Here is a 14,358-nt window from a genome sequence, read left to right on the forward strand (position 1 = left end):
GGTCATTCTTCAACCTGCACTTTTTAAGTTATTTCAATTCATTCAAAAATCGAATGACTTGCTCGTTGGCATCCACTTGAGCTTTCACCCCAAAAGGAATGATTGCTCTCGGGGTAGCATGTCCAACATTTAAATTATACAAAATAGGAATATCCGTATCAATGACACCCAGCAGGATTTGCTTGTACTCATCATAGTAGGTTTCATCCATTGGTTTTCCAACAAGTACACCATTTAAAACAGAAAAAATCCCTGTCGCCTTTAAGGCTTCTAGCATTTTTCGATATAAAATTGGTTCTGGTTTTTCCTCACTGGTTTCCAACAAAAGAATTTTTCCTGCCCACTCTGAAAGACTAGGAAAGAGCTGATATTGTGCACACAATTCAATGGCACCTTCATATCTTTCATCAAATATCTGATAGAGCGACTCCAAACAGCCTCCTAAAATTTCCCCTTCAAATGTTGCTTTTCCTTTCAGCAATTCAAATCCCTGATTTTCATGACGAGTCCGCTTCGTTCCTAAGGCTTTTTCACTAAAATCTGTCCTTTCATCATACCAGACATTACTTGGTCTGATTTCTGAGATAGTTCCTGTTCCAATCAGTTCCTTAAAATATGACAGTGTATAAGGCAGCATTTCTTCCTCTAACTCACAAACATCAGCAAGAAATGACTGACCATAAAAAGTCTTCACTCCCAACTTATGGAGCATGAAGTGATTCATGGTAGTGTCTGAAAAACCTAAAAATACTTTCTGATTCACAACCTTTTTTAATTGGTTATCTTCAAACAAATAGGGTAGCAATCGATACGTATCATCTCCACCAATAGCACATAAAATCATATCAATTGAAGGATCTTCAAAAGCTTGAATCAAATCTTGCGCTCTCGATTTAGGATGGTCTTTCAGATAATCCATTCCCTTTTGTGCATGCTCTAAAAACGTCACTTCAAGTCCCAAGTCTTTTAAACGCTTTAATCCTAGATCAACCTCATGCCTAACGAAATTTTCTCCAATGATTCCGCTTGATAAACTGACAATTCCTACTTTCTTTATCATCTAATCTCCTCCCTTACTGATAATTTGAATCATTATATCACAAAATACAATCAACTAAAATGCTAAATGACCAATATTCACAAAACAAAACATACTAAGATTAGTAGTGAAGAAATCTCCGACGGGAGAGAGTATGAACTGCTTTTTCTTTATGTTAAAGTAGAGGTGTCTTGTTAAGTCGAGGGTCTTTTTGACGCTAGACGTCGTACACAAAACTGGCAAGACACCTGTTTTATCAGAATGTTATCAAAGTATGTGGGACGCTTGACGTCGTGTATTGAAAACGACATCACTAAAACAAGGTATCATTCAAGACAAAGAGGGAATTATCATGCGGACTGTGTTTGGAATTGATGTGAGCAAGGCAAGTTCAGAGGTGGCTATTTTAGTCAACAGTGAGACGGTTCATGGCTACACCATACCCAACGATACCATTGGATTTGCACGTCTCTTGAGCGATTTAAAAACCATTCAACACCCTGAAATCATCTTTGAGGCACTGGGGTCTATTCGCGTCGGCTCCAAGCTTTTCTGGAGGAAAATGGCTACACTTATACACGGCTCAATCCTCTGGAAGCTAAGAAGCAATTGGATAGCCTGCGAGTTCGTAAAACGGATAAGATTGACGCTGAAAAACTAGTACAATCTCAATTTGTGCTCAATCGTAAGCCAACCCATGTTCAAGAGGAGGTTTATCAAGACTTGCGAGATTTGAGTCGCTTCTATCAAAATCTGACAGAGGATACCGTTCGTACTAAGAACCGCTTCACAAAGTACTGCAAGTGACCTTCCCAGAAATAGAGTCTATTTTATCAGCGCCAACAGGTGAACAATACTGGCAGCTGGTGAGGGCATTCCCAAGTAAAGCTTTCGCCCGGGAGATGTCTGAGATGGAACTGACTGCCATCATTCGGCAGTCTACAGCCAAACGCATCTCTGACAAGCGTGTCGCTTATCTGGTGGGGAAACTCATTGAACTAGCCAAACAGTCTTATTGTGCTACCAAGAAAACCTCTCCAATGATCGAAGAGGTTCGTTACTATGCAGGAGAACTCCAACGATTGACCGAACGCAGACAGACTATCTTAGACAAAATGGTAGAGCTGGCCAAACCTCTACCAGAATACGAGATTCGTTCTCTCCATCCCTGGTATCGCTGAAACAACAGCCACCTCTATCATAGGCGAATTAGGAGATATTCGCCGTTTTCAGTCTGCCAATCAAATCAACGCCTTTATTGGAATTGATCTCAGACACTACGAATCTGAAAACTTTCTGGCTTAAGAACACATCACCAAACGGGGCAATCCTCATGCCAGAAAAATTCTCTTCAAGACCATTCACAACATTGCTTCGGTCAGTCATACCAAGCCCTATCATATTGCGGACTTTTATGAGAAACGAAAAAGACAATCGCAGACGACTTCAACTAAGCCTCATACGATTGCCTCAATGCATCGCCTCATAAGGACAATGTATTACCTCATTACGCATAACAAACTTTACGATTACACTTTAACCCAAAATCATTAAAGCCGTCTATGCATTATCATTGTAACACCTTACAAAAAATTTCGCTAGGTATGATGTTGATTTTGTGTACTCTTTTTCCAATCAAAAGAGCCAAAAAGGGCTAGGATAAACTATTAAAATCAAATCAATCATCAATTCTTTGACTGAAAAACATTGAATTGCTTGACAAATGGTAGAAAAATAACTCCATAATCTCTGCAGTGGTGTTACCCACTACAGAAATTATAGAGCCAAAAAAGTTTGGAACTCCCCATCCCAAACTTTTTTACATCCCAAATCCTGTTACTGTCACTCCTAAAAGACGCACACCTTTTGTCTGCTCGTCCAAGCTATCATAAATCTCATGTGCAATGCGCTCAATCTGCTCCGCATCTTGCGTTCTTGTCGCTAAGCTATGCCTTTTTGTCAATGTTGAAAAATCCGCATAGCGAATCTTCAGAACAATCGTCCTACCAGATTTTCCATGCTTTTTTAAACTACGAGCTACCTTTTGTGATAAAAGGGTCAGCTCCTTTTTTATGTCGTCTTCGTTATGGAGCAATTTCCCATAAGTTCTTTCCTTGCCGATAGACTTACGAATACGGTTGACTTTTACTGGTGAATTGCTGATTCCTCTTGCTTTGCGATAAAGGTCAAATCCAAATCGACCAAACAAGTCAATCAAGGTCATCTCAGGAATTTCTAATAAATCTGCTCCTGTATAAACGCCCATATCATGCAGCTTTTCCACCGTCTTTTTTCCAACACCGTAAAACTTTGCCACATCCATTTGAGAGAGAAAAGATTCTGCTTCTTCTGGCAAAACAACTGTCAAGCCGTGAGGCTTTTCATAGTCACTAGCCATTTTTGCCAAAAATTTATTGTAGGACACACCAGCTGAACCGGTCAAATGAAGCTCTGTCCATATCTCGTGCTGGATTAGCTTGGCTATCTTGACAGCAGATTTCATACCCAGCTTATTTTTGGTTACGTCCAGATAGGCTTCATCAATACTGATTGGCTCAATCACATCTGTATATCGTTTAAAAATGGCTCGAATTTGCTGGCTGACTGCCTGATATTTTTCATAATTTCCCGAAATGAAAATCGCCTGTGGACAACGCTCATAAGCTTCTTTGGAGCTCATAGCTGAGTGAACACCAAACTTTCGTGCCTCATAATTGCAAGTCGAAACAACGCCTCGTCCGCCTGTCAAGCGAGGGTCAGCTCCGATGATGACCGGTTTGCCTTTTAGTGCTGGGTTGTCTCTTTCTTCTACGGAGGCAAAAAAGGCATCCATATCAATGTGAATGATTTTCCGAGATGTATCATTGATTAAGGGAAAAATTAACATCAATACGGCTCCTTTCTTGACTCTGTTCTTTCTTCCATTATACAATTTTTATCATTTTTTCCAAAATATTTGAAAATATGCTGATTTTTTCAAAAATATAATACAATTTACGCTAGTTTTTAAATCTGTATTATAAAAGAAAGTGCTTTTATAACGAGATTCCATTTGTGGAAACGATTACTATATGATATACTTATTTTATAAATGTAACAGATTTGTGTTGCTAGAAAGATACAAGAGGAAAAAACATGGTTGTTAAAACTGTTGTCGAAGCACAGGATATTTTTGACAAAGCCTGGGAAGGCTTCAAAGGGGAAGATTGGCGCGAAAAAGCTAGCGTATCTCGTTTTGTACAAGCAAACTACACTCCTTATGACGGAGATGAAAGTTTCTTAGCTGGTCCAACTGAACGCTCTCTTCACATTAAAAAAATTATCGAAGATACAAAAGCACATTATGAAGAAACACGTTTCCCAATGGATACACGTGCTACTTCAATCGCTGATATTCCAGCTGGATATATTGACAAAGATAATGAATTGATTTATGGTATCCAAAATGATGAATTATTTAAGTTGAATTTCATGCCAAAAGGTGGTATCCGTATGGCGGAAACTGCTTTGAAGGAACATGGCTATGAACCAGATCCTAAGATGCATGAAATCTTCACAAAATACGTAACAACTGTAAATGACGGTATTTTCCGTGCCTACACAACAAATATCCGTCGTGCACGTCACGCACACACTGTAACAGGTTTGCCAGATGCTTATTCACGTGGACGTATCATTGGTGTTTACGCACGTCTTGCTCTTTACGGTGCAGATTACTTGATGGCAGAAAAAGTTGAAGATTGGAATGCTTTAACTGAAATTGACGAAGAAACAATCCGTCTCCGCGAAGAAATCAACCTTCAATACCAATCATTGAAAGAAGTTGTTCGTCTAGGTGACCTTTATGGTCTTGATGTTCGCAGACCTGCTATGAATGTAAAAGAAGCTATTCAATGGGTGAATATCGCTTTCATGGCTGTCTGCCGTGTCGTAAATGGTGCCGCTACTTCACTTGGACGTGTTCCAATCGTTCTTGACATTTATGCAGATCGTGACTTGGCCCGTGGTACTTTCACAGAATCAGAAATCCAAGAATTTGTTGATGACTTTGTCTTGAAACTTCGTACTGTGAAATTTGCTCGTACAAAAGCTTATGACGAATTGTATTCAGGTGACCCAACTTTCATCACAACTTCTATGGCTGGTATGGGAAATGATGGTCGTCACCGTGTGACAAAAATGGATTACCGTTTCTTGAACACACTTGACAATATCGGTAACTCACCAGAGCCAAACTTGACTGTTCTCTGGACAGATAAATTACCATACACTTTCCGTCATTACTGCATGCACATGAGTCACAAACATTCTTCTATCCAATACGAAGGTGTAACGACAATGGCAAAAGACGGCTATGGCGAAATGAGCTGTATCTCTTGCTGTGTGTCACCACTTGACCCAGAAAATGAAGAACAACGCCACAACATCCAATACTTCGGTGCTCGTGTAAACGTCCTTAAAGCTCTCTTGACTGGTTTGAACGGTGGTTACGACGATGTTCACAAAGACTACAAAGTATTTGATATTGACCCTATCCGCGACGAAGTACTTGAATTTGAATCTGTTAAGGCAAACTTTGAAAAATCACTTGATTGGTTGACAGACACTTATGTAGATGCTTTGAACATCATTCACTACATGACAGACAAGTACAACTACGAAGCTGTTCAAATGGCCTTTTTGCCTACACATCAACGTGCTAACATGGGATTTGGTATCTGTGGATTTGCCAATACTGTTGATACATTAGCTGCTATTAAGTATGCGACAGTCAAACCAATCCGTGACGAAAATGGTTATATCTACGACTACGAAACTACTGGCGAATACCCACGTTGGGGTGAAGACGATCCTCGCTCAAACGAATTGGCCGAATGGTTGATTGAAGCCTACACAACTCGTCTTCGTAGCCACAGACTTTACAAGAACGCTGAGGCAACTGTATCACTCTTGACGATCACTTCAAACGTTGCTTACTCTAAACAAACTGGTAACTCACCGGTCCACAAAGGGGTATACCTCAACGAAGATGGTTCAGTGAACTTATCTAAATTGGAATTTTTCTCACCAGGTGCGAACCCATCTAACAAAGCTCGTGGTGGTTGGTTGCAAAACCTCAACTCACTAGCCAGCCTTGACTTTGGCTATGCAGCAGATGGTATCTCTCTCACTACACAAGTTTCACCTCGTGCTCTTGGTAAGACTCGTGAAGAACAAGTGGATAACTTGGTCACAATTCTTGACGGTTACTTTGAAAATGGAGGACAACACGTCAACTTGAACGTTATGGATCTTAAAGATGTCTATGATAAGATTATGAATGGTGAAGATGTTATCGTTCGTATCTCAGGTTACTGTGTCAATACCAAATACCTTACTAAAGAACAAAAAACTGAATTGACTCAACGTGTCTTCCACGAAGTGCTTTCAATGGATGACGCCCTTAGCTAATTCAATTCTATTCTCAAAAACCAGTTGGAAATTCCAGCTGGTTTTCTTCTTTTTTATGCTATAATAGAGATATTGTTAGTTAAAAGAAAAGGGTGTAAAAATGGTGGAGAAAAGAGATGTAGAAAGGGAAGGCAAATTTAATCTAACTGTTGATGTCCTGATGTTAGCAGGTACGCTTCTGCTTCAAAGTGGTTCTGAAATTTATCGGGTTGAAGATACCATGATTCGGATTGCTCATTCTCAAGGAATTATGGATTGTAATGCACTCGCAATGCCAGTTGCCATTTTCTTTTCAATTGAAAACACCAATATTTCGCGTATGAAACGGATTACTCACTCAAATTATAATATTGAAAAAGTATGTGATGTCAACCAAGTATCGCGTGAACTGGTTAGTGGGGACATCAGTCTTGAAGATGCTTTTGAGAAATTAACTCAGCTAAAAAAGAAAAAAACACCTTACACAAACAGGCAACTGACACTTGCTGCTGCTATTAGTGCTCCTTTTTTCTCTATCATGTTTGGTGGCAATCTCTATGATGCACTCGGAGCTGCTCTTGCGACCTTCTTTGGCTTTGCCTTTTCTCTTTCGGTCAATAAATACGTGCGCATTCCTTTTGTCACAGCTTTTGCAGGAGCTTTTATTTTTGGTCTGCTGGCACAGATCTGGGCACGCTATTCTAGTTTTCCTTCCAGTGCGGACTTAATCATCGCTGGTGCTGTCATGCCTTTTGTTCCCGGTATTGCTCTGACCAATGCCGTACGTGATTTGATGACCAATCATCTCAATTCTGGTATGAGCAAAATTTTTGAAACACTGTTAATTACTCTGGCACTCGGAGCTGGCACTTCCGTAGCTCTCGTCTTAATGAAATAAAAGGTGAATCCATTGACTGTCTTATTACAAGCTGCAGCAAGTTTTCTTGCAATTGTAATGTTCTTAATCGTTTTAAATGTTCAAAAAAGCATGCTCATTCCAGGAGGAGTTCTTGGAATGTTTATCTGGCTTTTGTATTATGTGCTAAAAGGTCCGACAAATGTCATCATTGCTACATTCATTGCAGCCATTATCGGGTCTTGCATTAGTCAAGTTTTGAGCATTCTTTATAAAACCCCTGCTGTCGTCTTTATCTTAGCCATTTTAGCTCCATTGGTTCCGGGCTATCTTTCTTATCGTACAACGGCCTTTTTTGTCACTGGAGATTATAGTCATGCTATGGTTAATGCTACCTTGGTAGTGATTTTAGCCTTGGTCATTTCAATTGGAATGGCAAGTGGCACGGTGGTGCTCAGACTCTACCATTATCTGCAAAAGCATCGCTCCTCATAATTCGACATAACTCCTGAAAATGTCCCAAGTCTTTCTTTTCGTAAGAGGGCTTTTTTCTCAGTTTCTACCTTAATTATGATAAAATGGAATAGAATAAGTTTGGTATCAAACCGAAAAATATATAGAGGTAATGATGAACATTGGAATTGATAAAATTGGCTTTGCGACAGCCAATTACGTATTAAAATTAGAAAATTTGGCAGAAGCGCGTAACATTGACCCGGAAAAACTAAGCAAGGGACTTTTACTAAAAGAAATCAGTGTTGCTCCAGTCACAGAAGATATTGTAACCATGGGAGCGAGTGCAGCAGTATCTATTTTAACCGAAGAAGATAAACAGGCTATTGACATGGTGATTGTGGCCAGTGAATCTGGAATTGACCAAAGCAAGGCTTCTGCTGTTTTTATTCATGGTTTGCTTGGAATTCAGCCATTTGCGCGTAGTTTTGAAATGAAAGAAGCATGCTATAGTGCTACTGCCGCACTGGATTATGCAAAACTACACGTTGAAAAACATCCAGACTCAAAGGTCTTGGTCATCGCTAGTGACATTGCCAAATACGGGATTGGAACACCGGGCGAGCCAACACAAGGCGCTGGTTCGATAGCTATGCTCATCACTAGTCATCCACGAATTCTAGCCTTCAATGAGGACAATGTCGCTCAAACACGAGACATCATGGACTTTTGGCGACCAAACTATTCGACAACGCCGTTTGTCAATGGCATGTATTCTACGCAACAGTATTTAGATAGTCTAAAAACAACTTGGGCAGAGTACCTAAGACGCAATCAAGTCTCTTTGAAAGATTTTGCAGCAGTTTGTTTTCACTTACCTTATCCAAAGCTAGCTTTAAAAGGTATGCGGAAAATCATGGATAAGACATTGCCAATTGAGCAGCAAGAGCAACTACAAGTAAATTTCGATCAATCCATTCTTTACAGCCAAAAAGTAGGTAACATTTATACTGGTTCCCTCTTTTTGGGTCTCCTTTCCCTGCTTGAAAATAGTACGACACTCAAAGCAGGTGACCGCATTGCGCTCTTTAGCTACGGAAGCGGAGCTGTATCAGAAATCTTTAGTGGGCAGCTCGTAGCAGGCTTTGAGCAACAGCTTGAAACCAATCGTATGGAAAAACTTGACAGCCGCACGCCTCTGAGCATTCTAGATTATGAGAAGGTATTTTTTGAAGAAGCAAAACTAGATGAAAATGGCTCTGCTAACTTCACAGGCTATGAAAATCAAGACTTTGCCTTAGCAAAAATCGTAGAACACCAACGTACATACATCAAGGTGGAAAAATAATATGAAGATAAGTTGGACGGGTTTTTCCAAAAAATCATTGCAAGAACGTTTGCAAATTTTAAAAGACTATCACTTACTAAACGAGGATAATCAAACAAACCTTGAACATAATCACATGCTCCCTCTCTCAACAGCCGACCAAATGAGCGAAAATGTTCTGGCGACATTTGCTCTGCCCTACTCTTTCGTTCCTGATGTTGTGGTAGACGAGGAAGTTTATCAGGTACCTTTCGTAACAGAAGAGCCCTCTGTCGTTGCGGCTGCTAGCTTTGCAGCAAAAATTATTAAACGCTCTGGGGGCTTCAAAACGACTATTCACAGGCGTCAAATGATTGGACAAGTTGCTCTCTATCAAGTAGCAAATATTGAAGTAGCTATAAAAAATATCCAAAACCACAAGCAAGAGTTATTAGAATTGGCCAATCAAGCACACCCATCGATTGTCAACCGCGGTGGCGGCGCATGCGATTTACGTGTAGAATGGTTAAATGGAGAAGCTGAATTTTTAGTCGTTTATCTAACAGTTGACACCCAAGAAGCTATGGGCGCCAATATCCTCAATACCATGCTAGAAGCGTTGAAAACACCATTAGAAGAGTTGACTGGCGGTGAAAGCTTGATGGCAATTCTATCAAATTATGCAACAGAAGCCTTGGTCACTGCCACCTGTGAAATTGATATTCGTTTTCTCAGTCGAAATAAATCAGAAGCCTTTGACATTGCTAAGAAAATAGTGCTGGCAAGCCAATTTGCCAAACAAGATCCTTACCGTGCCAGTACCCACAACAAAGGCATTTTCAACGGGATTGATGCTGTCGTATTAGCAACAGGAAATGATTGGCGAGCGATTGAAGCAGGCGCGCATGCCTACGCTAGTAGAAATGGTTCCTATCAAGGATTAACTACTTGGTCAATCAAGGAAGCCACTCAAACGCTCTGCGGAGAGATTACTCTTCCTCTTCCCATTGCTACAAAAGGGGGCTCCATTGGGCTCAACCCTACGGTGGAAGTTAGCTTCGATTTGCTAAAACAACCAACCGCCAAAGAGTTAGCCAGTATTATTGCGTCTATCGGCTTAGCGCAAAATTTTGCAGCTCTAAAAGCGCTGGTCAGCACCGGTATTCAGCACGGTCACATGAAGCTACAAGCCAAATCTCTAGCTCTTTTAGCAGGAGCTAAGGATACAGAAATCGCTCCTCTGGTTTCTCAGCTCATTTCTGAGAAACATTTTAGTCTCAAAAGAGCACAAGAAATTTTAGAAAACATTCGTCAAAAATCATAGAAAAAAAGAATCCGATAAGTGAAAAAACTCATCGGATTTCGTTATTTAGTTGACCTTGTGCTTCTCGCAAACGTCTATACAAAAGATAAGGCACTTGTCTTAGCTCTCTCAAATTTTGGCAACCAAGTGCACACATAATCAAGCGCAAATCTTCTTTCCAACTGTTTACAATCGTGATGACTTCATCCACCGAATGCGTTTCAATCAATTCTAACATGGTGCGTGAAAGTCCGACAGCCTTAGCTCCCAACACAAAAGCCTTCACCATATCAAGCGGCTGCCGTACGCCACCACTCACCAAAAGTTCCATTTTATCCATCATCGGCTGAGCATTTAGTAAGGCTTGAAGCGTAGATTGTCCCCAATCATTGAGATAGTCTCGATTGCCACCGCGCCTGTTTTCAATATAGGCGAAGCTCGTTCCGCCACGACCAGAAAGATCAACCGTTCGAATACCGAGGTCATAAGCAGTTTCGATCGTTGCCAAATCCATACCAAAGCCAACCTCTTTCAACACTACCGGGACTGTGCTTTGCTCAGCATAATCTTTCAAATGTGCTCGCCAAGTTTTAAAAGAGCGTTCTCCTTCTGGCATGAGCAATTCTTGCATGAGATTGACATGCACTTGCAAAAAAAGAGGATGAAGGTCTGTGATTGCCTGCTGCCCTGAGGAATACGGCTTATCCAGTCCAATATTCGTTGCAAGGAGCAGGTTTGGCTTATCTTGCTTGACAGTATATGAGTCATCTGTTGGGTTATTCAAGGCAGCACTGTAAGAGCCTGTGACAAAAAGAATACCGCACGCTTCCGCTACTTGAGCCAAGCGTTGATTGATGTCTTTCCCCTTCTCGCTTCCACCTGTCATAGCATTAATGTAAAACGGAAACTCCCAGTCTCTACCTGCAAAATGCGTTGTTACATCAATCTCGTCCAAATCATACCTAGGAAGCGAGCAATGAATGAGCTCCATATCATCAAAACTATTATAAGGCGACTCGTACTTGAGTGCGTACTTTATGTGTTCATCTTTACGATTTTGGCTCATCTATCCCACCTCTCCTTATATAAAACCTCGATTCCTGCTGCTTGCCAACGCTCCACTAAGATTTGACTGGCTTTGGAATCAAAAGACAGGGCTATGCCACAGTCACCACCGCCAGCGCCGCTGCTCTTTGCCATACAGTCCAATCCTTGACTAGACCTTTTTAAAGCTCTCAATTTTTCATTATAAATAGCAGGGCTAAGTTGCAGCAGGAGGCAACTAACTTTTTCTAGACTTTGCTTCACAATTTCTTTCTCACCAACAAGCAACGCTTTCTCCAGTCGAAGGACTTCTTCTTGCGTTTGAGTTAAAAAGCTTGATGAGATTTTTGCTTTGACTTGATTGATGAGAACGCTAGAAATAGCTGGTTCTCTCGTCCAGCCCACGAGGAAATCACATGGAAGCTGTGGATGGATTGTCCGGATAATGTATCCCCAATCTTGTGTCACTATCTTTTCTAAAGGAAGCTCATTGATCTGCTCTGCTATTTTTTTTCGATTAAAAGATTGGTAATAAATCAAGTCCTCATAGGCGATACAAGCTACATCCCCCATTGAACCATTATCTCCCCGTTTAAGGAGGACATAGGCTGCCAACTTAAAGGTTTCATCCGCAGATAATGGCACATCAAACAAAGATGCTATCGCCCTTATCGTCACAACCACTACGCTACCACTAGACCCCAAACCGATTTTTTTCCCATCTCGTTCCATTTTTCCAGTAATGGTTAAAGAAAAAGGGTTTAATGAAATAGATTGACTTTGTAAAAACTCATCCATGACAGCAACCGTGTCTTGAATGAGACTGTAATCATCATCAGGTGTCAAATCCACAGTATGGTCAAACATATCTGAAAACAACTGATAACGTTCAGAAAAATGAATTTTTCCCGTCATATAAATCGGAATATTTTTCAGAATCGCGCCTTGTCCCGCCGTCAAGACAGAATATTCTCCTGCTAAATATAATTTCCCACATGTTCTTACTGTCTTAGTCATCTGGTAATTCCTTCGTTTTAGAAACAATGAGATGATATTTTTCAGCAAATATTGGTACTAAGTGTTCCAAATCTTCTTCTAAACACAAAACTTTTACATTTGGTCCTGCATCCATGGTGAAATAGCAGCGCTCTCCCTCACTTCGTAATTGCTTAACAAAATCCATTGCTTCATAACTTTTCTCGGTCAAATAAGAAAAAGGAGGGTTTGCAGTCTGAGTGGTAGCATGCATGGCAAGCGCATTTTTTTCTGTTAATTCTCCCACCTTAGCAAAATCATTGTTAGACAAATAAGTCAACATGGCTTTATAATCTTCTTCGGACTGTCTCACCCAATCACTAAATGTCGTAGAGGTTTCTGCACAGCGTTTCATTCCCTCACGACTCGAAATAGGCTTTTTCTGATCATATAAGACCAACATAATCATGGCTAATTTCAAATCCGTCTTTACTGGATAAATTTCACCGCTATCTTTGTCCCAAGCCGAAATTGGACCATAAAAGCTCCGCGAAGACGATCCAGAAGCTAATTTTGCTTTTTGTGCCAGTTGTTTTGTGGACAAGTATAGTCCAAAAAATTCATTGCATGCCTTAACGAGGGCAGATAAACCGCTTGAACTAGAAGATAACCCTGCTGCTGTCGGCATATTATTTTTTGTATCAATTCGCACAAACCCAGATCCTGCAGGACGGAAACGATCTATAATTTCACTCATTTTTTTGTGTTCAGTTTGATCTTGCAAAATACCATTGATGTAAAATTCATCTGACTGGGCACTCGCTGGTAAGCTAGACAGAGTTGTTTCTGTGTACATATTTTCCAAGGTCAAAGAAATACTGCTCGTTGCAGGAATTATCTTGACAGTATATTTCTTACCCCAATATTTGATAATGGCAATATTGGCATAAGACCGCACCTTTACAGACTTTCGATCCATGTGTTTACCGCTCCTTTCTCCCTCAATAAATCAGCCAAACTGACAGCCTTTTCTTTGCTCGCCACTAGAGCGATAATGCAGCCACCTAGACCACCACCGCTCATTTTCGCACCAAGCGCTCCATTTTCTTGCGCTGTGGCAACAAGTCGATCAGCTTCAGGGCAACTCACGCCTAGATTTTTTAAGCTGAGGTGAGCTTCTGACATGGCTATCCCGATTCTCTCTAAATCTTTTACTTTCAAAGCTTCTTCAACTTCATTGGTTAATTTTCCAAGCTGATGAAGATGTGGCAAAGCCCTTCTTCCAATACTTTCCACCTTTTGAATCGCTTCGCGTGTATGCCCATAAATCCCTGTGTCTGCAATCAAAAGATAAGCTCCAAGATTCGTCTCAAACTCTGAAAAACCAACATTTTTGATGAATTTAATAGCACGATCGCTCAAGCAAGTCTTAGTATCTAAACCACTCGGATTCATGTGGGCAATCATCTCCGCTCGATTGGCTAAAATTTCCAGAGTTTCCCTATCCAACTCCTGTTCATAATAATCAAAAACAGCTCGAATCGCAGCAATACTCACTGTCGCAGAAGAACCCATTCCGCGCTTTTCAGGCACCATGGACTCAATCTCACAGCGAATATAAGCCTCTTGCACCCCTAGAAATTCCAAAGAAGCAAAAACCGCCATAGAAAGGGTATCTTCCTCATACAAAATCCACACATGATCTGACGGCAAAATGCGACAAGTCACTTCAATATTAGTTAAAGGTAGAGCCAAAGCAGGATAGCCATAGACAACGGCATGCTCCCCTATCAAAATAATCTTACTATGTGCCCGACCGACACCTACTTTTTTTGTCATATTCTCTCTCTACATCACAATACTTCATCTATTATTTTAATATAATTCATAGAAAAAAGCGATTGTTAGTAGTCAATTCCTTTTATATTCCAAACTAATTTATTTCAACTTTT

At 40.6% G+C, this 14,358-nt stretch carries 11 protein-coding genes and 1 pseudogene; 6 read left to right on the forward strand and 6 right to left on the reverse strand.

The features are described from left to right. Positions 1-28: 28 nt before the first annotated feature. The gene (locus tag ANG_RS10205; RefSeq protein ID WP_003033485.1) at positions 29-1,060 is read right to left on the reverse strand and encodes a S66 family peptidase; all 1,032 of its coding nucleotides are present in this window, start codon (positions 1,058-1,060) and stop codon (positions 29-31) included. Positions 1,061-1,391: 331 nt separating this feature from the next. On the opposite strand from ANG_RS10205, the pseudogene ANG_RS10210 reads away from it, so the two are divergent. Beyond that, positions 1,392-2,593 (forward strand): annotated as a pseudogene (locus ANG_RS10210) (IS110 family RNA-guided transposase). Positions 2,594-2,858: 265 nt separating this feature from the next. On the opposite strand, the gene dinB reads toward ANG_RS10210, so the two are convergent. Beyond that, positions 2,859-3,926 carry a DNA polymerase IV gene (dinB, locus tag ANG_RS10215; protein ID WP_003034065.1) on the reverse strand — a complete coding sequence of 356 codons (1,068 nt, stop codon included), beginning with the start codon at positions 3,924-3,926 and terminating at the stop codon, positions 2,859-2,861. Positions 3,927-4,174: 248 nt separating this feature from the next. Here dinB and pflB point away from each other — a divergent pair, with 248 nt between their 5' ends. The 5 genes from pflB to ANG_RS10240 all read left to right on the forward strand — a co-directional run bounded on the left by pflB (position 4,175) and on the right by ANG_RS10240 (position 10,408). Then, positions 4,175-6,490 (forward strand): formate C-acetyltransferase, encoded by a 2,316-nt coding sequence (gene pflB / locus ANG_RS10220; protein ID WP_020999440.1) that lies wholly within the window; start codon positions 4,175-4,177, stop codon positions 6,488-6,490. Positions 6,491-6,590: 100 nt separating this feature from the next. Continuing rightward, complete coding sequence (locus ANG_RS10225; protein ID WP_003034068.1) at positions 6,591-7,367, forward strand: threonine/serine exporter family protein; 777 nt, start codon at positions 6,591-6,593, stop codon at positions 7,365-7,367. A 3-nt stretch (positions 7,368-7,370) separates the two neighbouring features. Then, positions 7,371-7,820 carry a threonine/serine exporter family protein gene (locus ANG_RS10230; protein WP_020999439.1) on the forward strand — a complete coding sequence of 150 codons (450 nt, stop codon included), beginning with the start codon at positions 7,371-7,373 and terminating at the stop codon, positions 7,818-7,820. Positions 7,821-7,953: 133 nt separating this feature from the next. After that, on the forward strand, positions 7,954-9,126 hold the full coding sequence (locus ANG_RS10235) for a hydroxymethylglutaryl-CoA synthase (protein WP_003034078.1): 1,173 nt from the start codon (positions 7,954-7,956) through the stop codon (positions 9,124-9,126). Position 9,127: 1 nt separating this feature from the next. Next, a complete protein-coding gene (locus ANG_RS10240; protein WP_020999438.1) occupies positions 9,128-10,408 on the forward strand; it encodes a hydroxymethylglutaryl-CoA reductase, degradative in 1,281 nt (426 codons plus the stop codon). Positions 10,409-10,436: 28 nt separating this feature from the next. On the opposite strand, the gene fni is transcribed toward ANG_RS10240, so the two are convergent. Genes fni through mvk form a run of 4 tightly spaced genes read right to left on the reverse strand, consistent with a single transcriptional unit; the run spans position 10,437 to position 14,245 of the window. Continuing rightward, a complete protein-coding gene (gene fni, locus ANG_RS10245; RefSeq protein ID WP_003034094.1) occupies positions 10,437-11,453 on the reverse strand; it encodes a type 2 isopentenyl-diphosphate Delta-isomerase in 1,017 nt (338 codons plus the stop codon). Continuing rightward, entirely contained in the window at positions 11,450-12,448 is a 999-nt protein-coding gene (locus tag ANG_RS10250) for a phosphomevalonate kinase (RefSeq protein ID WP_020999437.1), read from the reverse strand. Before ANG_RS10250 ends, fni begins: the two co-directional genes overlap by 4 nt. Continuing rightward, positions 12,441-13,385: a diphosphomevalonate decarboxylase gene (gene mvaD / locus ANG_RS10255; protein ID WP_003034071.1), complete on the reverse strand. Its 945-nt coding sequence runs from the start codon at positions 13,383-13,385 to the stop codon at positions 12,441-12,443. Before mvaD ends, ANG_RS10250 begins: the two co-directional genes overlap by 8 nt. Next, positions 13,367-14,245, reverse strand: coding sequence for a mevalonate kinase (mvk, locus tag ANG_RS10260; protein ID WP_003034101.1), 879 nt, complete (start codon positions 14,243-14,245; stop codon positions 13,367-13,369). The genes mvaD and mvk overlap by 19 nt, the downstream gene beginning before the upstream one ends. Between the last annotated feature and the right edge of the window lie 113 nt (positions 14,246-14,358).

The sequence above is a fragment of the Streptococcus anginosus subsp. whileyi MAS624 genome, assembly GCF_000478925.1.
Lineage (GTDB): Bacteria > Bacillota > Bacilli > Lactobacillales > Streptococcaceae > Streptococcus > Streptococcus whileyi.